This is a genomic window from Micromonospora sp. DT229 (assembly GCF_049844505.1).
GTDB lineage: Bacteria > Actinomycetota > Actinomycetes > Mycobacteriales > Micromonosporaceae > Micromonospora.
In genome coordinates this window covers 123776-150761 of sequence record NZ_JBNCLD010000004.1, presented here as the reverse complement: position 1 = coordinate 150761, position 26986 = coordinate 123776, and the positions used below count along the sequence as shown (strand labels likewise).

The 26986-nt window shown below is 71.6% G+C and carries 25 protein-coding genes; 20 read left to right on the top strand and 5 right to left on the bottom strand.

Annotated elements, in window-relative coordinates:
• Positions 1–26 precede the first annotated feature (26 nt).
• Positions 27–2813, bottom strand: coding sequence for a phosphoenolpyruvate carboxylase (ppc, locus tag ACLQ2T_RS08110; protein WP_425765363.1), 2787 nt, complete (start codon positions 2811–2813; stop codon positions 27–29).
• A gap of 251 nt (positions 2814–3064) precedes the next feature.
• On the opposite strand from ppc, the gene ACLQ2T_RS08105 reads away from it, so the two are divergent.
• Complete coding sequence (locus tag ACLQ2T_RS08105; RefSeq protein ID WP_425765362.1) at positions 3065–4105, top strand: S66 family peptidase; 1041 nt, start codon at positions 3065–3067, stop codon at positions 4103–4105.
• Positions 4106–4203: 98 nt separating this feature from the next.
• Here the strand turns inward: ACLQ2T_RS08105 and ACLQ2T_RS08100 are convergent, their stop codons facing one another.
• Entirely contained in the window at positions 4204–4875 is a 672-nt protein-coding gene (locus tag ACLQ2T_RS08100) for a hypothetical protein (RefSeq protein ID WP_425765361.1), read from the bottom strand.
• 385 nt (positions 4876–5260) lie between these two features.
• On the opposite strand from ACLQ2T_RS08100, the gene mfd reads away from it, so the two are divergent.
• The 4 genes from mfd (at position 5261) to ACLQ2T_RS08080 (ending at position 12526) form a co-directional block, all read left to right on the top strand.
• Entirely contained in the window at positions 5261–8947 is a 3687-nt protein-coding gene (gene mfd / locus ACLQ2T_RS08095; protein ID WP_425765589.1) for a transcription-repair coupling factor, read from the top strand.
• A gap of 68 nt (positions 8948–9015) precedes the next feature.
• Positions 9016–9789, top strand: a complete 774-nt coding sequence (locus ACLQ2T_RS08090) for a hypothetical protein (protein ID WP_425765360.1) — start codon at positions 9016–9018, stop codon at positions 9787–9789.
• A gap of 2 nt (positions 9790–9791) precedes the next feature.
• A complete protein-coding gene (locus ACLQ2T_RS08085; RefSeq protein ID WP_425765359.1) occupies positions 9792–10787 on the top strand; it encodes a nucleoside triphosphate pyrophosphohydrolase in 996 nt (331 codons plus the stop codon).
• Between the two features lie 119 nt (positions 10788–10906).
• Positions 10907–12526 carry a DUF885 domain-containing protein gene (locus ACLQ2T_RS08080; RefSeq protein ID WP_425765358.1) on the top strand — a complete coding sequence of 540 codons (1620 nt, stop codon included), beginning with the start codon at positions 10907–10909 and terminating at the stop codon, positions 12524–12526.
• Positions 12527–12529: 3 nt separating this feature from the next.
• Here ACLQ2T_RS08080 and ACLQ2T_RS08075 read toward each other — a convergent pair whose 3' ends face one another.
• Complete coding sequence (locus ACLQ2T_RS08075) at positions 12530–13222, bottom strand: hypothetical protein (protein WP_425765588.1); 693 nt, start codon at positions 13220–13222, stop codon at positions 12530–12532.
• A 210-nt stretch (positions 13223–13432) separates the two neighbouring features.
• Here ACLQ2T_RS08075 and eno point away from each other — a divergent pair, with 210 nt between their 5' ends.
• The 4 genes from eno to ACLQ2T_RS08055 are packed head-to-tail and all read left to right on the top strand — an operon-like array spanning position 13433 to position 16489.
• Positions 13433–14716 carry a phosphopyruvate hydratase gene (eno, locus tag ACLQ2T_RS08070; RefSeq protein WP_357528403.1) on the top strand — a complete coding sequence of 428 codons (1284 nt, stop codon included), beginning with the start codon at positions 13433–13435 and terminating at the stop codon, positions 14714–14716.
• Between the two features lie 30 nt (positions 14717–14746).
• Positions 14747–15385: an FtsB family cell division protein gene (locus ACLQ2T_RS08065; protein WP_425765357.1), complete on the top strand. Its 639-nt coding sequence runs from the start codon at positions 14747–14749 to the stop codon at positions 15383–15385.
• Positions 15386–15407: 22 nt separating this feature from the next.
• Entirely contained in the window at positions 15408–15965 is a 558-nt protein-coding gene (locus ACLQ2T_RS08060; protein WP_327022702.1) for a DUF501 domain-containing protein, read from the top strand.
• Between the two features lie 8 nt (positions 15966–15973).
• Complete coding sequence (locus tag ACLQ2T_RS08055) at positions 15974–16489, top strand: amino-acid N-acetyltransferase (RefSeq protein WP_425765587.1); 516 nt, start codon at positions 15974–15976, stop codon at positions 16487–16489.
• 210 nt (positions 16490–16699) lie between these two features.
• Here ACLQ2T_RS08055 and ACLQ2T_RS08050 read toward each other — a convergent pair whose 3' ends face one another.
• Positions 16700–16894, bottom strand: coding sequence for a DUF397 domain-containing protein (locus tag ACLQ2T_RS08050; protein ID WP_425765586.1), 195 nt, complete (start codon positions 16892–16894; stop codon positions 16700–16702).
• Positions 16891–17709: a helix-turn-helix domain-containing protein gene (locus ACLQ2T_RS08045; protein WP_425765356.1), complete on the bottom strand. Its 819-nt coding sequence runs from the start codon at positions 17707–17709 to the stop codon at positions 16891–16893. Before ACLQ2T_RS08045 ends, ACLQ2T_RS08050 begins: the two co-directional genes overlap by 4 nt.
• Positions 17710–17866: 157 nt before the next feature.
• Here ACLQ2T_RS08045 and ACLQ2T_RS08040 point away from each other — a divergent pair, with 157 nt between their 5' ends.
• The 11 genes from ACLQ2T_RS08040 to ACLQ2T_RS07990 all read left to right on the top strand — a co-directional run bounded on the left by ACLQ2T_RS08040 (position 17867) and on the right by ACLQ2T_RS07990 (position 26888).
• Complete coding sequence (locus tag ACLQ2T_RS08040) at positions 17867–18127, top strand: hypothetical protein (protein WP_425765355.1); 261 nt, start codon at positions 17867–17869, stop codon at positions 18125–18127.
• The gene (locus ACLQ2T_RS08035; RefSeq protein WP_425765354.1) at positions 18124–18489 is read left to right on the top strand and encodes a hypothetical protein; all 366 of its coding nucleotides are present in this window, start codon (positions 18124–18126) and stop codon (positions 18487–18489) included. Before ACLQ2T_RS08040 ends, ACLQ2T_RS08035 begins: the two co-directional genes overlap by 4 nt.
• Before the next feature lie 22 nt (positions 18490–18511).
• On the top strand, positions 18512–19444 hold the full coding sequence (locus ACLQ2T_RS08030) for an exopolyphosphatase (protein WP_425765585.1): 933 nt from the start codon (positions 18512–18514) through the stop codon (positions 19442–19444).
• Between the two features lie 155 nt (positions 19445–19599).
• The gene (locus tag ACLQ2T_RS08025; RefSeq protein WP_425765353.1) at positions 19600–20286 is read left to right on the top strand and encodes a dienelactone hydrolase family protein; all 687 of its coding nucleotides are present in this window, start codon (positions 19600–19602) and stop codon (positions 20284–20286) included.
• Positions 20279–21019 carry a uracil-DNA glycosylase gene (locus tag ACLQ2T_RS08020; protein WP_425765352.1) on the top strand — a complete coding sequence of 247 codons (741 nt, stop codon included), beginning with the start codon at positions 20279–20281 and terminating at the stop codon, positions 21017–21019. Before ACLQ2T_RS08025 ends, ACLQ2T_RS08020 begins: the two co-directional genes overlap by 8 nt.
• 18 nt (positions 21020–21037) lie before the next feature.
• Entirely contained in the window at positions 21038–21826 is a 789-nt protein-coding gene (locus ACLQ2T_RS08015; RefSeq protein WP_425765351.1) for a DUF4129 domain-containing protein, read from the top strand.
• Positions 21823–22407 (top strand): hypothetical protein, encoded by a 585-nt coding sequence (locus ACLQ2T_RS08010; RefSeq protein ID WP_425765350.1) that lies wholly within the window; start codon positions 21823–21825, stop codon positions 22405–22407. The genes ACLQ2T_RS08015 and ACLQ2T_RS08010 overlap by 4 nt, the downstream gene beginning before the upstream one ends.
• Positions 22407–23414, top strand: a complete 1008-nt coding sequence (locus ACLQ2T_RS08005) for an AAA family ATPase (protein WP_425765349.1) — start codon at positions 22407–22409, stop codon at positions 23412–23414. Before ACLQ2T_RS08010 ends, ACLQ2T_RS08005 begins: the two co-directional genes overlap by 1 nt.
• Positions 23415–23420: 6 nt before the next feature.
• Positions 23421–24797 carry a DUF58 domain-containing protein gene (locus ACLQ2T_RS08000; protein WP_425765348.1) on the top strand — a complete coding sequence of 459 codons (1377 nt, stop codon included), beginning with the start codon at positions 23421–23423 and terminating at the stop codon, positions 24795–24797.
• A gap of 58 nt (positions 24798–24855) precedes the next feature.
• Positions 24856–25419 (top strand): hypothetical protein, encoded by a 564-nt coding sequence (locus ACLQ2T_RS07995; RefSeq protein ID WP_425765584.1) that lies wholly within the window; start codon positions 24856–24858, stop codon positions 25417–25419.
• A gap of 155 nt (positions 25420–25574) precedes the next feature.
• The gene (locus ACLQ2T_RS07990; protein ID WP_425765347.1) at positions 25575–26888 is read left to right on the top strand and encodes an NAD(P)/FAD-dependent oxidoreductase; all 1314 of its coding nucleotides are present in this window, start codon (positions 25575–25577) and stop codon (positions 26886–26888) included.
• The last annotated feature ends 98 nt before the right edge of the window (positions 26889–26986 follow it).

The window sequence follows — 26986 nt, the reverse complement described above, 5'->3', positions numbered from 1 at the left end:
AGGGGCGGGGTGGGCGGGGTGAGGACTCAGCCGGTGTTGCGCATGCCGGCGGCGATGCCGTTGACGGTGGTGAGCAGGGCGCGTTCCAGGGCGGTGCCGTCGTTGGGGGCTCGGCGGCCACCGGGGGCGGTGATCACCGCACGTCCGGCCGCACCGGAGTCGCGGTACTGCCGCAGTAGGGCTACCTGGAGGTGGTGCAGGGGCTCCAGGTAGGTGTCCCGCACCGCGAGGGTGCGTTGCAGCACGGGGGAGTTCTCCAGCAGGTCCGGTGAGTCGGTGACGGCCAGCACCTCGCGCCGGGTCAGCTCGTACTCCTGCTCGATCTTGTCGAAGATCGGGTGCAGCTTCTTCGGCACCAGGGTCTCCACGTACCGCCGGGCGATGCCCAGGTCGGTCTTGGTCAGCATCATCTCCACGTTCGACAGGAAGGTGCGGAAGAAGTGCCAGTTGCGGTGCATCTCGGCGAGCACCTCGGACAGGCCGGCCTCCCGGGCGGCGGCCAGGCCGGAGCCCACGCCGAACCAGCCGGGCACGATCTGCCGGGTCTGGGTCCAACCGAACACCCACGGGATGGCCCGTAGCCCGGCGAGCCCGGCCCCGGTGTTCGGCCGCTTCGCCGGCCGGGAGCCGATGTTCAACGCGCCGAGCAACTCCGTGGGGGTGGAGGCCCAGAAGTACGCCGGCAGATCCGGATCCTCCACCAGGGACCGGTAGGACCGGTAGGCGGACGCGGAGACCACATCCATCGTGGCGTCCCAGCGCTCCAGCATCTCGGCCGGCTGCCGGGGCGCGGTGTGCAGCAGGGTGGCCTGGAGCACGGCGGCCACGGTCAGTTCCAGGTTCTCCCGGGCCAACGCCGGCAGGGTGTACTTGTCGGAGATGACCTCGCCCTGCTCGGTCACCTTGATCGCGCCGTCCAGGGTGCCGTACGGCTGGGCCAGGATCGCGTCGTGGGTGGGGCCGCCGCCGCGCCCCACCGTCCCGCCCCGGCCGTGGAACAGCCGCAGGTGCACCCCGTGCCGGGCGGCCACGTCCCGCAGCGCCCGCTGGGCCCGGTGGATGGACCACTGGCTGGTGGTGATGCCGGCCTCCTTGTTGGAGTCGGAGTAGCCCAGCATCACCTCCTGCACGTCACCCCGGGCCGCCACCAGGGCCCGGTACGCCGGCAGGGACAGCAACTCGTCGAGCAGTTCACCACCGGCGTCCAACTCGGCCGGGGTCTCCAGCAGCGGCACGATGCCGATCCGGGCCCGGCCGCTGTGCACGTCGATCAGCCCGGCCTCCCGGGCCAGCACCACCGCGGCCAGTACGTCGTCCACCCCCAGGGTCATCGAGATGATGTACGACTCGATGACCTCGCTGCCGAACCGGTCCTGGGCCTCCCGGATGGTGCCGAACACGTCGAACGTCTTGCGGGCCGACTCGGACAGGGGGGTGTCCGCAGCCGACAGGGGGCGGCGGCCGGTCAGCTCGTCGGCGAGCAGCTTGGTGCGCTCCAACCGGGTCAACGAGGGGTAGTCGTCCACCTCGCCGACGGCCGCGTACAACTGGGCCAGCACCTCGTGGTGCTTCTCGGCGTGCTCCCGTACGTCCATGGTCGCCAGGTGCAGGCCGAAGGCGGAGACCGTACGGATGGTCGAGGCCAGTCGCCCGACGGCGGTGAGCTGGCCGGAGTTGCGGGCCAGGGAGGCACGCAGCAGCTCCAGGTCGGCGATCAGCTCGGCCGAGCCACGGTAGTCCCGCCCCGGCACGTGGGGGGTGCCCTGGCGCAGCCGGGCCCGGGTATTGGCCAGCTTGGCGCGTACGCACCGGGCCTTCAGCCGGTACGGCTCCTCGGCGTTGACCCGGCGGAACCGGGGGGCTACCTCGGGCAGGGCGTCCAGGTCGGCGGCGAGGCTGGCGGACAGGTCCAGCGACACCCCGCGCAGTCGGCGGGACACCGACACCTCGTTGATCAGCTCTTCCATCGCCGCCTCGGTGGCGGTCAGCCCGTGCTCGTGCTGGATGGCCAGCACCTCACGGGTGACCGTCGGGGTGACGAAGGGGTTGCCGTCGCGGTCGCCCCCGATCCAGGTGCCGAAGGTCAGCGGGCGGGCCGTCGGTGAGGTCTCCACACCCAGGGTGCGCAGGGTCTCGGCGAGGTCGTCGAGCACCTGCGGGGCGGCCTCGGCGTACAGGTCCCGCAGGTAGTAGATGGCGTTACGGGCCTCGTCGGTCGGGTCGGGCCGATCCAGCCGCAGCTCGTCGGTCTGCCACATCAGGTCGAGCAGTTCGGCCAGCCGACGGTTGGCCGGGCCCTCGTCGCTGGCGCCGTAGAGGATCGCGTTCGCGGTCTCGGCATCCAACTCGTCCGCGATGGCGCGCAGCTTCGACAGGATCGAGCGGCGGGCCGCCTCGGTCGGGTGGGCGGTGAAGACCGGACGGATCGCCAACCGGCGGGCCACCGCGGCGATCTCCTCCGCCGGCACCCCCCGCTCGGAGATCATCTTGGCTGCCTGGTCCAGCCAACCACCGTGCATCGCCCGGCGTCGCCGCAGGTCACGGGCCCGATGCACCTGCTCGGTGATGTTGGCCAGGTGGAAGTAGGTGGAGAAGGCGCGGGCCAGCTTGGTGCCCGTGGTGACGTCCAGCCCACCGAGGCGGCGGGCGGCGGCCGGGGCGTCCGTACGGACCTGGGCGCGGATCTCCTCCACCAGGTCGAGCAGGGGCCGACCCTCCTGGCGTGCCAGGGTCTGCCCGAGCAGGGTGCCCAGCCTGCGGATGTCGGCGCGAAGGGCGGCGTCGGGGCCGTCGTGATCGTGCTGGTCGGTCACCATGCGCTCCTCACGTTGGTGCGAAGGACAGCGCTGTCCGACTTCCCCCGATCGTATCCGCGAACGACCGGTTGAAAGGAGGGGACCCTCGTTATCGCTTTCGGTGGCGGAGGGTTTCCTGCTTGAGATCATGGACCGTCGATCGCGGATGTCGGTGCTGGTCGGGGCGGTGGGGTAGCCCCGACCGGTGCCAAGGTGCGGGCCGCCGAAACCGGGCTGCGGTGATCAATACCACGCCGTACCGTCGGGCCATGCCAACGTTGATCTACCCGCCCAAGCCCCGGCCCGGCGACCGCGTCGCGGTGGTCTCCCCCTCGGCCGGTCTGCCGGCTCTCTTCCCCCAGGTGCACGAGTTGGGGTTGCGGCGGCTGCGCGAGGAGTTCGGCCTGACACCGGTGGAGTACCCGACCACCCGGGTCATGGGCGCCGACCCGCGTGACCGGGCCCGCGACCTGACCGCCGCCTTCGCCGACCCGAGCATCACCGCCGTCCTGGCCACCATCGGCGGCGACGACCTGATCACCGTCACCCCGCACCTGGACGACGAGGTGCTGCGGGCCAACCCGAAGCCCTACTTCGGGTACTCGGACAACACCAACCTGCTCAACCACCTGCACCGGCTGGGGGTGGTGAGCTACCACGGCGGGTCGGTGCTGGTGCACCTCGGGCGGCCCGGGGCCCTGCATCCGCTCACCGCCGACTCGCTGCGCGCGGCCCTGTTCGACTCCGATTGGTACGACCTGTCCCCGGCGCCGCAGTGGGGCGACGAACCGAACGACTGGAACGACCCCGACTGCCTGGCCGAGGAGCCGGTGATGTTCCCCGGCACCGGTTGGCACTGGCAGGGCCCGGCGAGGGTGGTCGAGGGGCCCACCTGGGGCGGCAACCTGGAGGTGCTGCACTGGCTGCTGGCCGCCGACCGGGTCGCCCCGGCGGAGTCGCTGCACGGCTCGGTCTTCCTGATGGAGACCTCCGAGGAGTTGCCGCCGGCCGTCGAGGTCTACCGGATGCTGCGCAACCTGGGCGAGCGGGGTCTGCTAGCCGGCTTCCCCGCCGCGCTGGTCGGCCGCGCCAAGGCGTGGGAGTCCGGCCGCCGGCTCACCCCATCCGAGAAGACGGCGTACGCCCAGCAGCAGCGGGCCGCGGTCAGCCGGGCCTTCGCCGAGTACGCCCCGGAGGCGGTGCTGGTCTTCGACGTGGACTTCGGCCACACCGACCCCCAGTTGATCATCCCCTACGGCGGCCAGGTCCGCGTCGACCCCCTGACCCGCCGCATCTCCGTCCGCTACTGAGGGGGCAATCGGGCTGGCCCGCCGTTTCGCCGAAACGGCGGGGTCCGCAGGTGTGGGAGGCCGCCGTATCGGCGTAACGGAGTCGATCAAGAGTGCCCTCAGCTGAGGCGGCAGCGGTTGGCGCTGAAGTGGGCGACGGCGGCGAGGATCTCCGCCTCGGACTTGTCGGCGAAGTTGAGGGTGGCCACCAGGCCGGAGCCGTAGAGGGCGTTGAGCGGCGCGCTGTCCAGCGCCGTGTAGGTGCCGAGTTGCGGCAGCACCCGGGGATCATGGGGTTTGACCACCAGCATCTTCTCGAGACTCCACCGGCGGCGGGAGATCTGCGCGATGGCCTCCCAGGGCAGCCAGATCGCCTGGCCGCGGGTGGGTCGGGTGCGGATCCACAGCCCGGCCGGGCTCAGGGCCAGCACCGGGCCACGCGAACCGATCAACCACAGCTGGATTCCGATCGGGAGGGCGACCACCGCCAGCAGGCAGCCCAACCCCGCCAGGATGCCGAGAGCGGCGTTCGCGCGCTGGTCGGGGCCGGCGGCGTCCAGGATGCCGACGCCGCCGCAGGCGGCGATCGGCGTGGTGATCAACAGCGCGATGCCGCCGGAGAGCAGCGCACGCTTGGTGAGGTTGGGGCGTACGACGAAGGGTTGGTCCTGCGGAATGCGGGCGACCAGAGGTGCCGGTGGCGGGGGAGGACTGTAGGGCGGCGGGTGGTCGGAGGGCTGCTGGCCGCCGTACGGCGGTTGCGGCGGATAGCCGGGGGGCGGGTTGGTCACGGGTCTCCGGTCTCAGGCGGGTACGGGCGTCTGCGCGGGCCGGGAAGGTGTCGTCGCCGGGTGTGTCCAACCGAAGTCTCGGTCAGGTTCCAGGGCCCGGCCCAGGTTCGGACGAAGTCGGCGTTCAGCCGGTTCCGAGCGCAGTCGGCCGCCGGTGAAACGCCCTTCGCGGCGGACCACGTACGAAATCCCCGTCCAGTCTGGGCAGCCGATCACAGACCGGTGGCAGCGTCAAGGTCAATCGGCCGGTGCGGGGTGAACCCGAGCACGGCAACAGCCGTGGACGGCGGTGGATCGTCGGCCCGGAGCGATAGTGTCGACCGGTGTGACCCCCCGTCCGGCCGGACGCGGGGTGCTCGTCGTGTCCCCGCACTCGGAAGTGATCATGACTGCGCTCACCGGACTGTTCGCCGCCGCTCTCGCCGATCCCGGTCTGACCCGGGTTCGTGACCTGGCGCGCTCCGGTGCGGCCCAGGTCGACGGTCTCGACCTGACCGCCCCGCCGGCCCTGCGCCCGTTCGCGGTAGCCGCCGTCGCGGCCGACCCCACCACCGAGACCGCCGCCGACAGGCCGGGCGCCGGAGCGAAGGGCGGCGGCGCGGGACGGCCGGTGCTGGCGGTGACGGCGACCAGCCGGGAGGCCGAGGATCTGGTCGCCGCGCTGGGCGGCCTGCTGCCGGCCGAGCAGGTGGCGATCTTCCCGAGCTGGGAGACCCTGCCGCACGAGCGGCTCTCGCCGCGCTCGGACACGGTGGGTCGGCGGCTGGCGGTGCTGCGCCGGCTGGCCCATCCGGACTCCACCGACGCCCACGGGCGTACCGGGCCGTTGCGGGTGGTCGTCGCCCCGGTGCGGTCGCTGCTGCAACCGCAGCTCAAGGGGCTGGGTGACCTGGAGCCGGTGCGGCTGTCCGCCGGGGACGAGGCCGACCTGGAGCAGGTCGCCCGCCGGTTGACCGACATGGCGTACGCCCGGGTCGACCTGGTCACCAAGCGGGGCGAGTTCGCGGTGCGCGGCGGCATCCTGGACGTCTTCCCGCCCACCGACGAGCACCCCTCCCGGGTCGAGTTCTGGGGCGACGAGGTGGAGGAGATCCGCACCTTCGCGGTCGCCGACCAACGCACCATCGAGCAGGTAGCCCAACTGTGGGCGCCGCCCTGTCGGGAACTGCTGCTCACCCCGGCGGTACGGGAGCGGGCCGCCGCGCTGGCCGGGCAGCATCCGGAACTGGCCGAGCTGCTGGACAAGCTGGCCGGCGGGGTACCGGTGGAGGGGATGGAGTCCCTGGCCCCGGCGCTGATCGGCGCGAACTCCATGGAACTGCTGCTGGACTGCATGCCCAAGGGCACCCACGTACTGCTCTGCGACCCGGAGCGGATCCGCACCCGCGCCCACGACCTGGTGCGTACCTCGGACGAGTTCCTGGCGGCCAGTTGGGCCGCCGCCGCCGTCGGGGGCCAGGCCCCGATCGACCTGGGCGCCGCCGCCTTCCGGAACCTGGCCGAGGTACGCGCGCACGCCGCCACCCTGGGCCAGCCCTGGTGGACCCTGTCCCCCTTCGGGCTGGCCGAATCGGGCACCGTGCAACGGCAGCCCTGGGAGGACGAACCGGACACCGTCGAGGTCACCCCGGACGACGCGATAGCGGTGACCCTGGCCGCCCAGCCGGCGCCCCTCTACCACGGGGAGACCGCCCGGGTGGTCGACGACCTGAAGCGGTGGACCGGCGAGGGCTGGTCGATCGCACTGGTCTTCGAGGGGCACGGTCCCGCCCAGCGGGCGGTGCAGGTGCTGCGCGACGGTGGCCTGGGCGCCAGGATGACCGAGCAGGTGCCGGTGGCTCCCACCGCCGGTGAACTGCTGGTCACCTGCGGCAGCCTGACCGGTGGTTTCGTCGACGAGGCGGCCCGGTTCGTGCTGCTGACCGGCAACGACGTCACCGGTGGACGGGGTGCCTCCACCCGGGACATGCGCAAGATGCCGAGTCGGCGGCGCAACACCATCGACCCGTTGGAGCTGCGGGCCGGTGACCATGTGGTGCACGAGCAGCACGGCATCGGCCGGTACGTGGAGCTGGTGCAGCGTACGGTCAACGGCGCCTCCCGGGAGTACCTGGTCATCGAGTACGCCCCGAGCAAGCGGGGCCAGCCGGGCGACCGCCTCTTCGTCCCCACCGACCAGCTCGACCAGCTCAGCCGGTACGTCGGCGGCGAGCAGCCCACCCTGCACAAGATGGGCGGCTCGGACTGGCAGAAGTCCAAGGCCCGGGCCCGCAAGGCGGTCAAGGAGATCGCCGCCCAGCTGATCCAGCTCTACGCCGCCCGCAAGGCCTCCAAGGGCCACAACTTCGGGCCGGACACTCCCTGGCAGCGGGAGTTGGAGGACGCCTTCCCCTGGCAGGAGACCCCCGACCAACTGGCTGCCATCGATGAGGTCAAGCGGGACATGGAGCAGGGCATCCCGATGGACCGGCTGATCTGCGGCGACGTCGGCTACGGCAAGACCGAGATCGCGGTACGGGCGGCCTTCAAGGCGGTGCAGGACGGCAAGCAGGTGGCCGTGCTGGTACCGACCACCCTGCTGGTGCAGCAGCACTACAACACCTTCGCCGAGCGGATGAGCCAGTTCCCGGTGGCCATCCGGCAGCTGTCCCGGTTCCAGACGCCCAAGGAGGCCGAGCAGACGCTGGAGATGGTGGCCAACGGCACCGCCGACATCGTCATCGGCACCCACCGGCTGTTGCAGGCCGCCACCCGGTTCAAGTCGCTGGGGCTGGTGATCGTCGACGAGGAGCAGCGTTTCGGGGTGGAGCACAAGGAACACCTGAAGTCGATGCGGGCCGCGGTGGACGTGCTGAGCATGTCGGCCACCCCGATCCCGCGAACCCTGGAGATGGCGATCACCGGCATCCGGGAGATGTCCACCATCGCCACCCCGCCGGAGGAGCGGCACCCGGTGCTCACCGCCGTCGGGGCGTACGACGACCGGCAGGTGGCCGCCGCGATCCACCGCGAGCTGCTCCGCGACGGCCAGGTCTTCTACCTGCACAACCGGGTGGAGTCGATCGAGCGGACCGCCCGCAAGCTGCGGGAACTGGTGCCCGACGCCCGGGTGGCGGTGGCCCACGGCCAGATGGGCGAGGACGCCCTGGAGAAGGTCATGGTCGGCTTCTGGGAGAAGGAGTTCGACGTCCTGGTCTGCACCACGATCGTGGAGTCCGGCATCGACATCCCGAACGCCAACACCCTGATCGTGGAGCGGGCCGACCTGCTCGGCCTGGCCCAGCTGCACCAGATCCGTGGCCGGGTGGGCCGGGGCCGGGAGCGGGCGTATGCGTACTTCCTCTACCCGCCGGACAAGCCGCTGACCGAGCACGCGCACGAGCGGCTGGCCACCATCGCCCAGCACACCGAGCTGGGTGCGGGCATGTACGTGGCGATGAAGGACCTGGAGATCCGGGGGGCCGGCAACCTGCTCGGCGGCGAGCAGTCCGGGCACATTGAGGGAGTCGGGTTCGACCTGTACGTCCGGATGGTCGGCGAGGCGGTGTCCGCCTTCAAGGGCGAGCAGCCCGAGGAGGAGACCGACGTCAAGATCGACCTGCCGGTGGACGCCCACCTGCCGCACGACTACGTCGGTGTGGAACGGCTGCGCCTGGAGATGTACCGCAAGCTCGCCGAGGCCCGGGACGAGGAGCGGCTGCGCGAGGTGGCCGCCGAGATGACCGACCGGTACGGCGAGCCACCGGCCCCGGTGCAGAACCTGATCGCGGTGGCGCGGTTCCGGCTGCTGGCCCGCCGCTACGGCCTGACCGACGTCAGCGTGCAGGGCAAGCATCTGCGGTTCAGTCCGCTGCCGCTGCCCGACTCGAAGCAGATGCGGCTCAAGCGCTACCACCCCGACTCGGTCTACAAGACCGCGTTGGACCAGGTCAGCGTCCCGCGTCCGACGACCCGCCGGATCGGCGGCGAGCCCCTGCGCGACCAGGCCCTGCTGGACTGGTGTGCCCAGTTGCTCTCCGACGTCCTCGGCGCCCCCACCCCCGCCCAACCCGCCACCGCCGCCGCCCGCTGACCCACTTCACGCGGCTGCGGCGGAACCCTCCCAGCCAGGGCGGGGACCGCTCATGAGAGAGTGACGGAATGCGTGCTCGCCGTCTTGTCGCCGTCGCCAGCGTGGCGGTCGGCCTCATCGCCCTCGCCGGCTGTCGTTCCGAACCCGGTGTCGCCGCCTATATCGGTGACCATGCGGTCACCGAGGACGCGGTCACCGCGCTCATCGACGACGCCCGGGTGAAGAACCCGGCGCCGACCGAGGAGGACGGGGCGGTGCCGGGCCAGGCCCCGCGGCTGCCCGGGCGCAGCGAGGTGGTGAGTGTCCTGGTGCTCGGCGAGGTGTGCGAGCGGGTCTCCGCCGCCGAGAACTACCGGCCGCAGAACGTGGTCGACCCCGCGCAGATCGCCCAGGGTGTCGGCCTGAACCCCGAGACCGACTACGTGCGGCGCACCGCCGAGCTGTACAGCTGCCTGTCCGGCATCCCGGTCGGCGAGCCGGTGGCCCCGACCCAGCAGGAGCTGGCCGATCTGGTCGCGGCCGGCAAGCGGGCCGGTGCCGTACCGGCCGAGGTGACCGTGGAGCAGGCGGCCGGCCAGCTCGACGGGGAGCAGCTGCGCTACGCCCTGGCCAACCGCAACTCGCTGGCCGAGGCGGTGGAGGCGTACGACGTGACGGTCAACCCCCGTTACCGTCCGCTGGTGTTCCCGGTGTTGAGCTTCTCCGGTGAGACTCCGATCGTCGCGGTGGGTGTGCCGCTGGGTGAGCCGGCCTCCACGGCGGTCACCGACATCAGCACCCCCAAGCCGCAGTTGGCGGACCACGCGGACGAAGGGGACCACGCGGGTCACGGGCACGGCTGAGCATGCCCAGGATCGTCCTGCTGGTGACCTCACCTCGGCTGCCGGCCGGTCTGCTCACCGCAGCCGCCTGGGATGTCGTACGCACCGCTGTGGTGCTGGCCGGGGCGGAGAGTGAGCTGGCCACGGCGATCCGGTCGGCGGGCGGGCAGGTGCGGGTGCCGGACGGCCCGGCGGTGCCGGCGTTGCTGGACGCCGCGGCGGCCCACGACACGGTGGTCTGGTTGGCCGGCCCGGCCGGTGACGAGGCCCTGGCCCGGGAACTCGGCCTGCGCCTGGCCCGGGAGCCGGGGCTGGCCGAGATGGAGCTGATGTACGGCTCCTGGGATCCGCCAGGTGCTCGGCTGCTCGACGCGGTGGCGGTGCTGGACCAGCTGCTCTCGCCCGGCGGCGATCCCTGGAAGCGGGCCCAGACCCACCAGAGCCTGGCCGGCTTCCTGCTGGAGGAGTGCTATGAGGCGTACGACGCGATCGTCGCCTCGGACACCGACGGGCTCCGCGAGGAGTTGGGCGACGTGCTGCTCCAGGTGGTGCTGCACGCCCGGCTGGCCGAGGAGCTGCCCGAGGACGAGCGGTGGACCATCGACGATGTGGCCGGTGGCCTGGTCGACAAGATGATCCGCCGTAACCCGCACGTCTTCGCCGGTGAAGAGGCGGGCAGCCTGGAGGAGATCACGGCCAACTGGGAGCGGATCAAGCAGTCCGAGAAGGCCCGCAGATCGGTGCTGGACGGCATTGCGCTGAGCCAACCCGCCCTCTCCCTGGCCACCCAGATCCTGGACCGCGCCTCCCGCGCCAACCTGACGACCCCCCTCCCCACCCCCGAATCCCAACCCACCCCCGAACAGACCCTGGGCGCCACCCTCCTATCCACAGTGGCCCAAGCCCAGGCCGCCGGCCTGAACCCCGAATCCGCCCTCCGCCAAACCACCCTCACCTACGCCCAAACCCTCCCCACCCCCGCCGAACCCACCCCCGAACCCCCCACCCCGTCGAGTTGATCAAGAAGTTTGCGTCTGGATTCGCGCCCCGACAGACGCAAACCTCTTGATCAACGGGGATGGCCGGCTTGATCAACGGGATGGGGGCGGGAGGGCGGGTCGGTGGGTAGGGTCGGGGGGTGGAACCGTTTGGGGTGGTGGGGGAGCGGATCGTCGAGGCGCTGCTGGTCAGCCGGCCGGGGATGGCCAGTGCGGCCGGGGACCATCGGTTCGACGACCGGTTGACGGATCTCAGTGCCGAGGCCGTAGCCGGGGACCGGGCCATGCTGGTGGACGCGGCGAGTGTCCTGTGTGAGATCGACCCGGAGGCCCTGGAGGTCGATGAGCGGGTGGACCACGCACTGCTGGCCACCCTGGTCGACCGGCAGCTGTTCGAGCTGACCGAGATCCGTGAGCACGAGTGGAACCCCCTCGTGCACAACCCCGGGCCCCTGCTGTATCAGCTCCTGGCCCGGCCGTACGCCCCGGCCGAGCAGCGGCTGACCGCCCTGGTGGGTCGGCTGACGGCCGTACCGGATGTTCTGGCCACCGCCAGGGCCACGCTGGGCGACATGCCCCGCATCCATGCCGAGACCGCCGTCGGGCAGTTCACCGGCGCGGCGGCGCTGATCCGCGACCGGGTCCCGGACCTGGTCGACCAGGCCCCGGCCCTGCTGGACGAGGTCGAGCTGGCGGCCACCGGCGCGATCGCCGCCCTGGAGGAGTTCGTCGCCTGGCTACGCGCCGGTCTGGCCGCCGACGCGGGGCCCGGCCGCGATCCGCGACTGGGCCGCCGCCGGTGGGAGGCGAAACTGTGGTACGCCCTGGACACCGAGCTGAGCGCCACCGAGATCCAGCGTCGGGCCTGGGAGGCCCTGGACCGGATCGGCGAGGAGATCCGCGCGGCCGCGGTGGACCTGGTCGGCGGCCCGGCTGACGACCAGGCGGTACGCCGAGCCCTGGACCTGCTCGCCGCCGAACATCCCGACGACCAGACCATCGTCGACCTGGCCTCGATCACCATGGACGAGGCGAGCGACTTCGTCCGTGCCCACGACCTGGTCACCGTGCCGCAGGACCCGTGCGTGATCCAGGTGATGCCGGAGTTCGCCCGGGGGGTGGCGGTGGCCTACTGCGACGCCCCCGGTGCCCTGGAGACGGCCGACCTGCCCACCTTCTACTGCATCGCACCCGCCCCGGCGGACTGGCCGGCCCACAAGGTCGACTCCTTCTATCGTGAATACAACGACCACATGATCCGCAACCTGACCGTGCACGAGGCGATGCCGGGGCACTTCCTGCAGCTCGCCCACGCCCGTCGCCACCTGGGCTCCACCCGGGTACGGGCGCTGACCCGATCCGGCCCCTTCGTGGAGGGCTGGGCGGTCTACGCCGAACAGTTGATGGTCGAGCACGGGTTCGGCGGCCTGCCGGTACGCCTTCAGCAGCTCAAGATGCAGCTGCGGATGACCATCAACGCCCTGCTCGACCAGTTGGTGCACGCCGAGGACCTGCCCGAGTCCGAGGCGATGGCACTGCTGACCGGGCGTGGTTTCCAGGAGGAGGGCGAGGCGGCGGGCAAGTGGCGGCGTGCCCTGCTCACCTCCACCCAGCTGTCCACCTACTTCGTCGGCTACAGCGAGGTGGCGGAGATCGCCGCCGCCCGTCCGGCCGAGGTGTCGCTACGCGACTGGCACGACGAGATGCTGGCCCACAACTGTCCGCCGCCACGGCATCTGCGCACCCTGCTGGGGGTGTGAGGCTCAGGAGCCGGCCTGCCGACGATCCACGATCCCGGCGCCCTGCGGCAGCTCGAAGGCCGTCCCGTCGACCTGTTCCTGGAATCGGCTCAGCGCCAGTTCCACCGGCTCGCCGTCGACCCGGCCGGTGAAGCTGCCCAGCGCGCCCTCACCGGTCACGCAGGCGGAGAAGTCCTCGCTGCCCTGCCGCACCTCGACGCAGGTGGCCAGGAGCCCGGCGACGGTGGTGCTGCTCTGGGTGATGACCGTCCCCGGGTCCAGGGCGGCGGCGGTCAGCAGCCCCATCACCATCGGCGGGGTGACCAGACCCTCCCGCTCGGCGGCGGCGTAGACCACCACGGAGGGCTTGCTGTTGACGGCCGGTGGCGCCTCCAGGGTGCAGACCGGGCGCTTGCCCTCGGTCTCGCAGTGGGTGGTCGCCTCGGCGGTGACCGTCAGCTTCCCGCCGGGCCACTCGTACGCGGACCGGGCCGGGTCCTGGGCCTGGGTGATCAGGGCGGTCCGCCCTCCGCCGAGCTGGTACTCCGCCGAGTAGGTCAATTCCAGGGCCCGGTCGATCCGGGCGGCCAGATCATTGACGATGTCGGACCGTCCCATGGCCCGCCCGGCGTCGTCCAGAGCCTGGCATCCGGTGACGGTGAGCAACACGGCGACCGACGCGGCGAGGGTGCGAAGGGTGGTCGAGGCGGCGGGCATGGCGACAAGCCTGATCGATCGGGTCCCGCTCACGCAAACTCGTTGCCGGTTGGCGCACGAGAATCCGGGAATGTCCGACCTGCCCCGGCCGCCCAGGACCCGCCCGGTCGCCATGCGGGCAGGCCGGGACCGATACGCTGCGTTCAACACCTGCCTCAGCCGCACCGTCGCGGCCGATACCGGACGAGACCACACAAAGGGAGCGACTCAGTGGCAACCATCGAGGTAATCGAGGCTCGGGAGATCCTGGACTCGCGGGGTAACCCGACCGTCGAGGTCGAGGTCGGGCTGGACGACGGGACGATCTCCCGGGCGGCCGTGCCCTCCGGCGCCTCGACCGGCGCCTTCGAGGCGATCGAGCTGCGCGACGGTGACAAGAGCCGCTACCTGGGCAAGGGAGTGGAGAAGGCGGTCGCCAACATTGAGGACCGGATCGTCGACCAGCTGATCGGCTACGAGGCCAGCGAGCAGCGGGTCATCGACCAGAAGATGCTCGACATCGACGGCACCGACAACAAGGCCGAGCTGGGCGCCAACGCCATCCTGGGCGTCTCGCTGGCGGTGGCCAAGGCCGCGGCCGGCAGCGCCGAGCTGAGCCTCTTCCGCTACCTGGGCGGCCCGAACGCGCACCTGCTGCCGGTGCCGATGATGAACATCCTCAACGGTGGGGCGCACGCCGACAGCAATGTCGACATCCAGGAGTTCATGATCGCGCCGATCGGCGCCCCCAGCTTCCGGGAGGCGCTGCGCTCCGGTGCGGAGGTCTACCACGCGCTGAAGTCGGTGCTGAAGAAGAAGGACCTGTCGACCGGGCTCGGCGACGAGGGGGGCTTCGCGCCGAACCTGCCCACCAACGCCGCCGCGCTGGACCTGATCGCCGAGGCGGTGGAGAAGGCCGGCTACCGGCTCGGTACGGACATCGTCTTCGCCCTGGACGTGGCGGCCACGGAGTTCTTCGCCGACGGCCGCTACACCTTCGAGGGGGTCGCCAAGACCGCCGAGGAGATGAGCGAGTACTACACCAAGCTCGCCGACGCGTACCCGATCGTGTCGATCGAGGACCCCCTGGCCGAGGACGACTGGACCGGCTGGCAGACCCTGACCGCCGCGATCGGGGACCGGATCCAGATCGTCGGCGACGACCTGTTCGTCACCAACCCGCAGCGCATCGCCCGGGGCATCGCCGAGAAGGCCGCCAACGCCGTACTGGTGAAGGTCAACCAGATCGGTTCGCTGACCGAGACCCTGGACGCGGTCGACCTGGCCCACCGGGCCGGCTTCAAGTGCATGATGAGCCACCGGTCCGGGGAAACCGAGGACACCACCATCGCCGACCTGGCGGTGGCCACCGGCTGCGGCCAGATCAAGACCGGTGCCCCGGCCCGCTCGGACCGGGTGGCGAAGTACAACCAGCTCCTGCGGATCGAGGAGGAGTTGGCCGACGCGGCGCGGTACGCCGGCGCGGGCGCTTTCCCGCGCTACCGTTCCGCCTGAGCCGAAGCGAGACCTCGGGGGAGGGGTGTGATGCAGCAGCGCCGCACGCCGGGTGGTCAGCGTCCGGCCCGCCGGCCGGTCCGCCCCGGCACCGGGCGAGGCACGGTCCGTGACAGCGGGGTGCGCGCCCAGTCGCGTACCGCCGGTCGCGCACCGTCGGCCGCCCGCGGTGCCGAGGGCGTACGCTCCGCCAAGCGGCCTGCCGCCAGGCGGGCGGCGGCCGGCGGGGTGACCCGGATGGCCGCCCCCCGACCCCGAGGTCTCACCGGCCGCGCCACCGTCCTCGTCGCGGTGTTGATCGCGTTGGCGCTGGCCTACACCTATCCGGTCCGGGTCTACCTGGATCAGCAGGCCGACATCGAACGGATGGAGGCCGCGCAGGCGGCCCAACGGGAACTGATCGCCGAGCTGACCAGCCAGGCCGAGAAGTGGCAGGACGAGGCGTACATCGAGACGAAGGCCCGGGAACGGTTCTTCATGCACCGGCCCGGCGAGAAGATGGTGATCCTGCTGGAGGATCCGGTCGGGGCGGCCCGGGACGCGGGCCGGAGCGGGGAACCGGAGGTACCGGTCGAGCCGGACCCCTGGTACGACACCCTCTGGTCGAGTGTGCGGGCCGCTGACGCCGCGCAGCTAGACCCGACGACCGACTCGCAGTTGGACGAGTGAGCACCGAACGAGAGATGGCACCGTGACTGTCGTACCACCGCCGGAGCCGGCGGCGGCTTCCGTACCCCCACCGAAGCGTGAGCCGGCCACCGAGGCCGACCTGGCGGCGGTGGCCGCCCAGCTCGGCCGCCCGCCCCGGGGGACCCGTGCGGTGGCCCACCGTTGCCCCTGCGGCCTGCCCGACGTGGTGGAGACGACCCCCCGGCTGGCCGACGGCACCCCGTTTCCCACGCTGTACTACCTGACCTGCCCCCGGGCGACGGCCGCGTGCAGCCGACTGGAGTCGGCCGGACTGATGCGGGAGATGGCCGACCGGTTGGCCACCGACCCGGAGCTGGCCGCCCGCTACCGGGCCGCGCACGAGGACTACCTGACCCGCCGGGAGGCCATCGCGGAGGTACCGGAGATCGCCGGCATCTCCGCCGGTGGCATGCCCGGGCGGGTCAAGTGCCTGCATGTGCACCTGGGTCACGCCCTCGGCGCCGGGCCCGGAGTCAACCCGTTCGGGGACGAGACCCTCGACCTGGTCGAGCCCTGGTGGGCGGCCGGGCGCTGCGTCGACCTGCCGGAGACTGAGTGACCGCCGAGGTGACGGTGCCTGACGACATCGTGATCCGGCGGGCCCGTACCGCCGACGTACGGGCCATCCGGCGACTGGTCGACACCTACACCGACGACCGGCGGCTGCTCAGCAAGGCCACCGTGACCCTCTACGAGCAAGTGCAGGAGTTCCGGGTGGCCAGCCGGGTCAGCGACGGCCGGGTGGTGGGCTGCGGCGCGCTGCACGTCATGTGGGAGGACCTGGCCGAGATCCGTACCGTCGCCGTCGACCCGTCCTGTCGAGGGCGGCGGATCGGGCACCGGATCGTCGCCGAGCTGATCGACGCGGCCCGGGGGCTGGGGGTGGCCCGGATCTTCGTGCTGACCTTCGAGACCAGCTTCTTCGCCTCGTTCGGCTTCACCGAGATCGACGGTGCGCCGGTGCCGCATCCCGTCTACGAGCAGTTGCTGCGCTCCTACGACGAGGGTGTCGCCGAGTTCCTCGACCTGGAACGGGTCAAGCCGAACACCCTGGGCAACACCCGGATGCTGCTGCGCCTCTGACCTCGGCGTAACGGGCTGCCCGCCCGGCGTGGCGGGATGCCTGCGAGCCGGGTGAGGTTGCCGCTTCAGGCCCTGTCGAGCTGAGCCGTTTGCGCTCTCGCGGTTCTTCGGGACACGGGTTCGCCAAGTAGGGGTCGCCCGCTGGGCCGACACACCGAAGCCCGCCCAGTCGGGGCTTCGGCTGGTCGGGGCTTCGGCGTCAGCGGGCGGTCAGGGGGTCGGGGCGGTCGTCTTCGCCAGCGCGATGAAACTCGCCCAGGAGGTCGGGGTGAAGGCGAGGGTGCCGCCGTCTCGGTCCTTGGTGTCGCGGACGAGCACGACCCCGCTCAGGTTGTCGGCCACCTCCACGCACGACCCGCCGTTGGTGCCGGAGTAGGTCGACTTGCGCCACCTGGCATCTGTCATGTCCATGTCTGGGCCGCTTCCTTGATCAGGTCGAGGGATTGTCTGCGGGGGAGCGCCTCGCCCCGGACCGCCTCCCAGGTCCGTTGCAGGGCGGCCAGATCGTCGGTGTGGTTGACGATCTGCGCCCGGACCTGGTGGTCGAGGTGGGCCACCACTGAGCCGTCGCCCAGAGTGGCGAGGATGAACCCTCCCTGCAACCCAGGGTAGATCTCGGTCTCCTCCGGCACCACGAGGATCTGCACGTGCGGCAGCTCGGTGATCTTGACGAGTCGTTCGAGTTGCTCCCGCATGATGTCGGGGCGCCCGTTGATGCCCCGCCGGAGCACCATCGCGTCGAGTACCGCCACCACCGGCACCGGCACGTCCCGGGTGAGGATCGCCTGCCGGTCCAGCCGGGACGCGACCCGCTGGTCGATCTGGTCGGGTAAGAGCAGGCCGTTGTCCATCATTCCCCGGGCGTATGCCTCGGTCTGGAAGATGCCGGGCACGAACGCCGGTTCGTACCAGCGCAGCAGCGCCGCCTCGCGTTCCAGTTCGATCCACTCCCGCAGCCACGACGGGGTCTGCTCCAGCTTCGACAACTCCCGCAGCATCCGGCCGAACCGCCCCTCCGCCGCCTCCGCGTCGAAGGCCGGGTCATGGGCGCGGTCGACGGCCAGCATGTAGTCCTTCGTGGGTGGCCGGCCGCCGGTCTCGACCGAGCTGACGTGCGAGCCGGAATAGCCGATGGCCCGGCCGAAATCGTCCTGACTCAACCCGAGGTGAGCCCGGAGCAGCCGCAGTTCCTCACGTACGTAGTCGATCGCGTTGCCCATCGATTCCTCACCTCTGCCCAATTCCGCCCGACGTCTCGTCAAACCGGCTCTCTAGCCGCTTCCACCTGCGCAGATGTCGCGAGCACGTATCGACACCCGTGTGGTCCTAGGCAGACTCCCACACATACGGATCTGCTCCTATCCAAGAAGGGACGGGGTGGATTTCGTGTCGGGGCCGCCCCTGGCCTTCCCCCGTCTCGGGGCGGCCCCTCTCAATCACCTGCCGGAGGCCGATGTGCGTACCCGACCGTTTCTCTGCCCGACGGTGCTCCTCGCCGTCCTGCCCCGCCGCAGGCGCGGCACCCATCTGCCCGAATGGCTGCGCGAGCCCACCCAGCCGCTGCCGACCCAACGCCCCGGTCGCCCCGGCTGGCTCACCCCCGGCCAGCAGTGGCGGGCGAACGGCGGGCAACGATGATCACCACTCAACTCGTGCCGGGCCGGGGTCCGCACCCTGTGCGCCCGTACGCCAGCGGGGCGAACGCTCCCCACACCCCGCTGCGGCCGCTGTGGTGCTGTCGGGTCGACGGGCAGCCCTGGCCCTGCACCGAGGCGCGGCTCCTGCTCCGCGCCGAGTTCGACCGCAACGCCGTCGGCCTGACGATCTACCTCGCCGGCCTGATGTACGAGGCCATGCGCGACCTCTACCACCTCAACCCACATGACGGGCCCGAGCCGACGGCGTTGTTCGACCGGTTCGTCGGGTGGGCGGGACGGGGACGGAAAGCCCGGCGGGACGCCGACCGGCGAGTAGCCGTTCGCGACGCGGCGGCGCTATAAGGTGACCGACGTGACGACGCGTGTGGCCGCCATCGACTGCGGAACCAACTCCATCCGGTTGCTGGTCGCCGACCTGCCTGACCCGTCGGCGGGTTCGACCGCACCCCTGGTCGACCTGACCCGGCGGATGGAGATCGTGCGGCTGGGTCAGGGGGTGGACGCCACCGGCCGACTGGCGCCGGAGGCGATCGAGCGGACCCGGATCGCCTTGACCGACTACGCCGCCGACATCGCGAAGCTGGGGGCCGAACGGGTGCGGATGTGCGCCACCTCGGCCAGCCGGGACGCCGAGAACGCGGCCGACTTCCGGACCATGGTGGAGCAGACCCTGGGTGTGCCGCCCGAGGTGGTCAGCGGCGACGAGGAGGCCCGGCTCTCCTTCACCGGGGCGGTGCGCGGGCTGCCCGCCGAGGCCCGGTCGCCGTACCTGGTGGTGGACATCGGGGGTGGTTCGACGGAGTTCGTCGTCGGCAGCCGGGAGGCGGGGGTGCACGCGGCGATCTCGATGGACATCGGCTGTGTCCGGATGACCGAGCGGCACCTGCACGACGACCCGCCCGGCCTCGACCAGATCGCCGCCGCGCAGGCGGACATCGCGGTCGCGGTGGACCGGGCGCTGACCGCCGTGCCGGGACGCGAGGCGGCCACCCTGGTCGGGCTCGCCGGTTCGGTCACCACCGTGGTCGCGATCGCCCAGGACCTCACCGAGTACGACCCGAGCCGCATCCACCACGCCCGCGTGTCGTACGACCGGGTGGCCGAGGTGACCGCACAGTTGCTGGCGATGACCCGGGAGCAGCGGCTGGCGATCCCGGTGATGCACCCCGGCCGGGCCGACGTGATCGGTGCCGGCGCCCTCGTCCTCCGCGTGATCATGGAACGGGCCGGCCTGGACTCCGTGGTCGCCTCCGAGCACGACATCCTCGACGGCATCGCCTGGAGTCTCGCCGACTGAACGGCCCCCGCGATGGACGAACCCGGATCTCTTCGGGGAGGTGTATGCCACTGTCCCGGCATCTTCCGGCGGGAGGTAACCGCGTGGCAGGCTACCGGCACGTAGGACCACTGGGCGACCAGCCAACGATGACTGACCGCTAGGAGGACGGGCCAATGGGCGAAATGGTTACCTACCGTGGTGGTGGCGGTACGTACGAGGGATACCTCGCGATACCGGCCACCGGCACGGCCAGCCCCGCCGTCATCGTCATCCAGGACTGGTGGGGGCTGGCGCCGCACATCCAGTCGGTGGTGGACCGGTTCGCCGAGGCGGGCTTCGTGGCCCTGGCCCCGGACTTCCGGCGCGGGGAACCGGCCGGCAAGCCGACCGAGCCTCGACAGATGCTCAACGGGCCGCAGATGGACGAGGCGGCGCGGGAGATCGCCGCAGCGGCCGAGTACCTCGCCGGCCGACACGAGGTCGCCGGCAAGATCGGCTGTGCCGGGTTCTGCGCCGGGGCCAGCCTGGCCCTGTGGGCCGGGAACTTCTCCGAGCGGATCGTCGCCACGACCGCCTTCTATCCCCGCCTGCCCTGGGAGGGGATGCGGTCGGAGTGGCCGGACTACGCCGGTAAGGACGCCCTCGTGCACTGCTCCGAGGCGGACGGCACCTCGGCCGACCCGGGGGTGCAGACCGTACGCCGGGCCATCGAGAACGCCGGGGGCACCTGCCACCTGCACGACTACCCGGGCACCGCGCACGCCTTCTTCAACGAGGACCGGCCGGAGCACTTCGACCAGCGGGCCGCCACCAGTGCCTGGGCCCGCAGCCTGAAACTCTTCCGGGCGAAGCTTGGCTGAGTCGCGTACCCCCGTCGAGGTGGTCGCCCGCGCTGCGCGGGCGACCGACCTGACCGACCTCGACGCGGCCGTGAGCGACTGTTACGCCTGTCCCCGGCTGGTCTCCTGGCGGGAGGAGGTGGCGCGCACCAAGCGGGCCGCCTTCCGGGACCAGGAGTACTGGGGTAGACCGGTGCCCGGTTTCGGCGACCCGATGGCCCGGATCGGCATCCTCGGGCTGGCCCCGGCGGCGCACGGCGGCAACCGCACCGGGCGGATCTTCACCGGTGACCGTTCCGGCGACGTCCTCTTCGCCGCCCTGCACCGCGCCGGGTTGGCCAACCAGCCGACCAGCGTGGCCGCCGACGACGGACTGGCCCTGCGGCACACCCGGATCTTCGCCGCCGTGCGCTGCGCCCCACCGGACAACAAGCCCACCCCCGCCGAGCGGGACACCTGCGCGCCCTGGCTGCATCGAGAGGTCGCTCTGATCCGACCGACCCTGCGGGTGGTGGTCGCACTGGGCGCCTTCGCCTGGGCCGCGTGGTGGCCGGTGTCGCGAGACGTCTATGGCGTCGCCGCGCCCAGCCCGCGACCGTCGTTCGGCCATGGGGCACACTGGTCCGGCACGGCCGTACCGGAACTGCTCGGCTGTTACCACGTGAGCCAGCAGAACACCTTCACGGGACGGCTGACACCAGAGATGCTGGACGATGTGTTCACCGAGGCGAAACGACTGGCCGAGGTGGACTGAGGCTGCGGGGTGGTGGCGATGACGGACAGGACCCCTGACCTGCCCGGCGTACGCCCCGGTGGCCCGGAGGTAGACCGAATGGACCTCGTACGCAGGTGGTGGCCGGTCGCGGTGGTGGCCGCGTTGCTGGCTGCCGTGGCGTTGGCCGCCACCCATTCCTCCATCGGGGCCAGCCGGATCCCGCCCGCCGTGCAGGACGCTCCCTTCGTGCTGGAATACCCGACCGGTGACCCCAGACCCTCCATTCCGGCCGAGCCTCGGCAAGCCGCCGAGCAGGCCAGCACGGCCCTGCCCGCCTGGCTGGGCCTGGTGGCCGTGGTGCTGCTGGGGATGGCGTTGCTGGCCGCCCTCAGCTATCTGGGGTGGAGTGTGATGCGGTCGCTGGCCCGGCGGGTCACCCGGCGGCTGCCGGTCGGTGTCGCCCGACGCAACGCCGAAGGCACCGCCCGGGAGGTCGTCGCCGCGGTCGACGCCGGTCTGGTCGAGTTGGACGATCGCTCCACCGACCCCCGGACCGCGGTGATCGCCTGCTGGGTACGCCTCGAAGAGGCCGCCGCTGCGGCCGGGGTGCCCCGACTGACCGGCGACACCCCGACCGACCTGGTCACCCGGCTGCTGCGGGGCGACCCCTCCGCCGGTGTGCCGGCCATCGTCAGCGCCGATGTGCTGGGCGAGTTCGCGAACGTCTACCGGGAGGCCCGGTACGCCACCCGGCCGGTCGACGAACACACCCGCGACCAGGCGCGGGCCGCCCTGCGCCGGTTGCGCGGTGAACTCGCCGCCACGGTCGAGCAGGTGACGACATGAGCAGCACCAGCATCGACGACCTGCTCAGCTTCTCCGAGGACCGGTCGGTCCAGCCCGAGCAGCGCCCGGCCGGGCGGGTACGGTCCGTCGCCACCTTCCTCGGTGTCGCCGCCGCCAGCACGGTGGTGCTCGTCGCCGGGCTCCGCGCCGTCGGCCTGCGGGTGTCGTTGCTGGTGCTGGTGGCCGCGGTCGTCACCCTGCTGCTGGTGCGTCGCATCGTCGTCCTGCTCGCCCCGCAGCCGAAGCCCCCACGGTCCACCTCAGGTGCCGGTGGCGAGGAGGACGGCATGTACAACTGGGACTCCCGGGACGCGTTGCGTACCGCGATCAACCGTTGGGAAGTGCCGCTGGAGTGGACGAAGTCCCGCCCGGAGCGGTTCAGCGGGCTGGTCCTGCCTCGGCTGGCGGAACTGGCCGACGAGCGGCTCCGCCTCAAGCACGGCGTGACCCGTGAGTCGGACCCGACCCGGGCCCGTGCTCTGCTGGGTGAGCGTCTGTGCACGTTCCTGGAAAACCCGCCTCGCCGTACCCCCTCACCGCGCGACCTCGCGGTGATCGTCGCCGAACTGGAGAAGATCTGATGAACGACACCGCCCGGACCATGCCCCCCACCGAGGTCGGTCACCTCGCCCGGGCGGTACTGGACGCGGTGGGCCAGGTCGTGGTCGGCAAGCGGGACGCCCTGGAACTGGTGCTCGCCGGCATCCTCGCCGGTGGCCACGTGCTGCTGGAGGACCTGCCCGGCCTGGGTAAGACCCTCACCGCCCGGTGCTTCGCCCAGGCGCTCGGGTTGGACTTCCGGCGCCTGCAGTTCACCCCGGATCTGTTGCCGGCCGATGTCACCGGCTCCTTCCTGTACGACCAGCGCAGCGGGGACTTCGCCTTCCGGGCCGGGCCGGTCTTCACCAATCTGCTGCTCGCCGACGAGATCAACCGGACTCCGCCGAAGACCCAGTCCGCCCTGCTGGAGGCGATGCAGGAGAAGCAGGTCTCGGTGGAGGGGGTGACCTACCGGCTCGACGAGCCCTTCCACGTGCTGGCCACCGCCAACCCGATCGAGTACGAGGGCACCTATCCGCTGCCGGAGGCGCAGCTGGACCGGTTCCTGTTGCGGGTGTCCTTCGGTTATCCGCCCCAGGACGAGGAGTGGGAGGTGCTGCGCCGTCGGATGGCCCGCCGCCGTGAGGAGGCCGAGATCAAGCCGGTGGTCGACGCGGCGACCCTGCGGGCCATGCAGGGGGCGTTGGAGGACGTCACCGTGGAGGATTCGGTGGGCCGCTACATGGTGGCGTTGACCGCGGCCACCCGCGAACACCCCTCGGTGCTGGTCGGTGCCTCCCCGCGCGGCTCGTTGGCGTTGCTGCTGCTGGCCCGGGTACGGGCGGTGCTCTCCGGGCGGGACTTCGTGGTGCCGGAGGACGTCAAGGAGGTGGCGGTGCCGGCCCTGGCCCACCGGATCACCCTGCGGCCGGAGATGTGGCTGCGTCGGGTCGATCCGTCCTTCGTGGTCGGTGAGGTCCTCGACCAGACCCCGGCACCGGCCAGCGGGGCACTGCCCAGCTACGCCGCCGGTCGGCAGGGGATCTGACCCGACGTGAGGCTCGCGGATCGATCGGCACCGGCCAACTGGGCGCCCACCCCGGCGCTCGGTCGGGCGGTGCTGCTCACCGGCCTGCTGCTGGTCGCGGCGGTGCTGCTGGGTCGGGTGGACCTGATCGTGCTGGCTGCCCCCTTCGCCCTCGGCACGGCGTACGCGCTGCGCAATCGGCCCACCGAGCTGCCCCGGGTGTGGGTCAGTGTCGACGAGGGACACCTGGTGGAGGGGGGCGAGCTGGTCGGGCGGGTCAGCGTGGGCAACCCGGACGCGACACCGTACGACGTGGCCGTGCTGCGTACCCGGGTCTCGCCCTGGCTGCGCATCGACCGGGCCGCCCTGGCCGGTGGGGCGGTCAGCGGGCGCAGCGGCGACCGCCGTTCGGTGACCGACCGGCCGTTCGTCACCTCGGTGGACCCGGACACCGCGGTGGACCTGGAACTGACCGGCACCGCTCTGCGCTGGGGGCGGCACCCGTTCGGCCCGGCCGGGGCCCGGGTCGCCGCCGCGCAGGGCCTGCTGGTCTCCCGCGCGGTGATCGTCGAACCGGTCGTCAACCGGGTGTACCCGAGAACCGAGCCCTTCGAGGCGGTCAACGCGATGCCCCGGGCGGCCGGGCTGGTCGGCGCGCACCACTCCCGGCGGGCCGGGGAAGGCGGAGAGTTGGCCGGGGTACGGGTCTTCGCCCCCGGCGACCGGCTCCGCCGGATCGACTGGCGGGTGTCGCTGCGGGCCCGGCAACTGCACGTGGCGGCCACCCTCTCCGACCGGGACGCCGAGGTGGTCGTCCTGCTCGACGTGCTGGCCGAGGCGGGCCGCTCCGGCGGCATCGCCGGCACGGCCACGGTGCTGGACACCACCGTCCGGGCCGCCGCCGCCATCGCCGAGCACTACCTGCACCGGGGCGACCGGGTGTCCCTGCTGGAGTACGGCCCGAACGCCCGGCGACTGCGCCCGGCCACCGGGCGGCGGCAGTACCTGACCGTCCTGGAATGGCTGTTGGACGTCAAGGCCCAGCATTCCCCGCACGAGCCGTACGACCAGGTCTTCGGCTCGCAGCTGCTCTCCGCGGACGCCCTGGTGGTGGTGCTCACCCCACTGCTGGAGGAGCGGTCCGCGCAGATGCTGGCCCGGCTGGCCCGCTCGGGACGGTTCGTGGTCGCCGTGGACACCCTGCCGGCCGACCTGTCGCCGCCGAAGGATCGTGGCTGGGCCGAGGTGGCGTACCGGCTGTGGCGGCTGGACCGGGACACGATGATCGCGCAACTACGCGAGCACGGCGTGCCGGTCGTACCGTGGGCCGGCGCGGGCAGCCTCGACCAGGTACTGCGTGACGTGGCCCGCCTGGCTACCGCCCCCCGGGTCGGTGGCCGGTGAGCGCGAGGAATGCAGCGCAGCGGAGTCCCGCAGTCGCGAACGAAAGGCCGGCCCGGTGATCGGAACCCTCACTGGTCGGATCCGGGCGTTGCAGACGGTGGCGAGCCGGATCGCACTGGCCCCGGTGCTGGTCCGCCTGGGGATCTTCATCAGCGCTCTGGCGGGGCTGCTGCTGGCGTACCCGGCCGAGGTCGTCCTGGGGCAGGCACTGCTGGCGTTGCTCGGGGTCGCGGCCCTGCCCGCGCTGGCGCCGCACCGGTTCTGGCCCACCTTCGCCGCGCTGGTCACCGTCGGGGGCTGGCTGATGGCCACCGACGGGTACGGCCGACCGGTCGCCCTGTGGCGACTGATGGCGGTGGCGGTGCTCCTCTATCTCACCCACACCCTCTGCGCCCTGGTGGCGGTCCTGCCGTACGACGCGGTGGTGGACCCGGACCTGATCGTGCGTTGGCTCACGCGTACCGGGTGGGTGTTGCTCGCCACTGCCGTGCTCGGGGTGCTGCTGCTGGAGGTGGGCCGCATCGGGGCGGGCACGGCCGGCTGGCAGTCCGTCACGATCGCCGGTCTCGTGGTCGCTCTAGGGGTGACCGCGTGGCTGGCCTGGCTGCTGAAACGCCGGTGACCTGAGGGGTTTGCGGGCCCGGTGGGGCGCTGCGCCACCCATGCCCGAAGTGCGGTTGATTGACTGAGTAGCCCAGATCACAGGGAGGTTGTGCTCGGTCACAGAAGGCCGCCGTGAGCGGGATTAGCGCCGTCGCTGGGGGAAAGATGGTAGGCGTGAATCCGAAGCGGATCCTTGTGGTGGGTGCCGGGCACGTCGGTCTCTACGCGGCGCTGCGCCTGTCGAAGAAGCTGAGTTCCCGTGAGGCTGAGGTCGTCGTCGTCGACCCCCAGCCGCACATGACGTACCAACCGTTCCTGCCGGAGGCCTCCGGCGGCAACATCTCTCCGCGACACGCCGTGGTGCCGCTGCGTCGGGAGTTGCGCAAGTGCACGGTGCTGGCCGGTGCGGTCACCCGCATCGAACACGACCGCAAGATCGCCACCGTCCAGCCGATCGTGGGCCCGCCCCGGGAGATCGCGTACGACCATGTGATCGTCGCCCCCGGCTCGGTCTCCCGCACCCTGCCGATCCCCGGGCTGCACGAGCACGGCATCGGCTTCAAGACCATCGGTGAGGCCATCTACCTGCGCAACCACGTGCTGGAGCAGTTGGACGTGGCCGCCGCGACCACCGACCCCCAGGTGCGCCGCCGGGCGCTGACCTTCGTCTTCGTCGGTGGCGGGTACGCCGGCATCGAGGCCCTGGCCGAGATGGAGGACATGGCCCGCGACGCGCTGCGGTACTACCCGGAGCTGAAGACCTCGGACATGCGGTGGGTGCTGGTCGAGGCCACCCAGCGGGTGCTGCCGGAGGTCGACCGGGACATGGGTGCCTACACGGTGCAGCAGTTGCTGAAGCGGGACATGGACATCCGGCTGGACACCCGCCTGGAGTCCTGCGTCGACGGGGTGGTCAAGCTCTCCGACGGAGACAGCTTCGCCTCCGACACCATCGTCTGGACCGCCGGGGTGAAGCCCTCGCCGATGCTGGACGCCACCGACTTCCCCCGCGACGAGCGGCGCCGGGTCACCTGCCTGCCGACCCTTCAGGTGGTCGACGGCGACCGGATCGTCGAGGGCGCGTGGAGTGCCGGCGACTGTGCCGCCGTACCGGACCTGACCAAGGCACCGGGCAACTACTGCTCGCCGAGTGCCCAGCACGCCGTACGGCAGGCCCAGCGGATGGCCGACAACATCGCGGCCGTGATCCGAGGACGGGAACCGGTCGCCTACAAGCACAAGCACGCCGGCAGTGTGGCCAGCCTCGGCCTGCACAAGGGTGTGGCCCAGGTCTACGGCATCAAGATGACCGGTTGGCCGGCCTGGTTCATGCACCGTACGTACCACATGAGCCGGATCCCGTCGTTCAACCGCAAGATCCGAGTGGTGGTCGACTGGACGCTGGCCTTCGTCCTCAAGCGCGAGGTGGTCGCCCTGGGCCAGCTGCACGACCCCCGCGAGGATTTCGCCGAAGCCTCCCGCAAGTAAGGAAGGGCCCCTTCTTAACGTCTCGCGTAGAGGAGGGGCCCCCTTTTAACGCCTGCCCCCTGTGCTGCCTCGTTGCGGCAGGGCGCAGCGCGTTGACG

Coding starts and splice junctions, on each gene's coding strand:
- ACLQ2T_RS08015 (WP_425765351.1), top strand. CDS start 21,038: ATGACGGACAGGACCCCTGACCTGCCCGGCGTACGCCCCGGTGGCCCG.
- mfd (WP_425765589.1), top strand. CDS start 5,261: ATGACTGCGCTCACCGGACTGTTCGCCGCCGCTCTCGCCGATCCCGGT.
- ACLQ2T_RS08105 (WP_425765362.1), top strand. CDS start 3,065: ATGCCAACGTTGATCTACCCGCCCAAGCCCCGGCCCGGCGACCGCGTC.
- ACLQ2T_RS08085 (WP_425765359.1), top strand. CDS start 9,792: ATGCCCAGGATCGTCCTGCTGGTGACCTCACCTCGGCTGCCGGCCGGT.
- ACLQ2T_RS08090 (WP_425765360.1), top strand. CDS start 9,016: ATGCGTGCTCGCCGTCTTGTCGCCGTCGCCAGCGTGGCGGTCGGCCTC.
- ACLQ2T_RS08010 (WP_425765350.1), top strand. CDS start 21,823: ATGAGCAGCACCAGCATCGACGACCTGCTCAGCTTCTCCGAGGACCGG.
- ACLQ2T_RS08075 (WP_425765588.1), bottom strand. CDS start 13,222: ATGCCCGCCGCCTCGACCACCCTTCGCACCCTCGCCGCGTCGGTCGCC.
- ACLQ2T_RS08050 (WP_425765586.1), bottom strand. CDS start 16,894: ATGACAGATGCCAGGTGGCGCAAGTCGACCTACTCCGGCACCAACGGC.
- ACLQ2T_RS08045 (WP_425765356.1), bottom strand. CDS start 17,709: ATGGGCAACGCGATCGACTACGTACGTGAGGAACTGCGGCTGCTCCGG.
- ACLQ2T_RS08035 (WP_425765354.1), top strand. CDS start 18,124: ATGATCACCACTCAACTCGTGCCGGGCCGGGGTCCGCACCCTGTGCGC.
- ACLQ2T_RS08005 (WP_425765349.1), top strand. CDS start 22,407: ATGAACGACACCGCCCGGACCATGCCCCCCACCGAGGTCGGTCACCTC.
- ACLQ2T_RS08065 (WP_425765357.1), top strand. CDS start 14,747: ATGCAGCAGCGCCGCACGCCGGGTGGTCAGCGTCCGGCCCGCCGGCCG.
- ACLQ2T_RS08025 (WP_425765353.1), top strand. CDS start 19,600: ATGGGCGAAATGGTTACCTACCGTGGTGGTGGCGGTACGTACGAGGGA.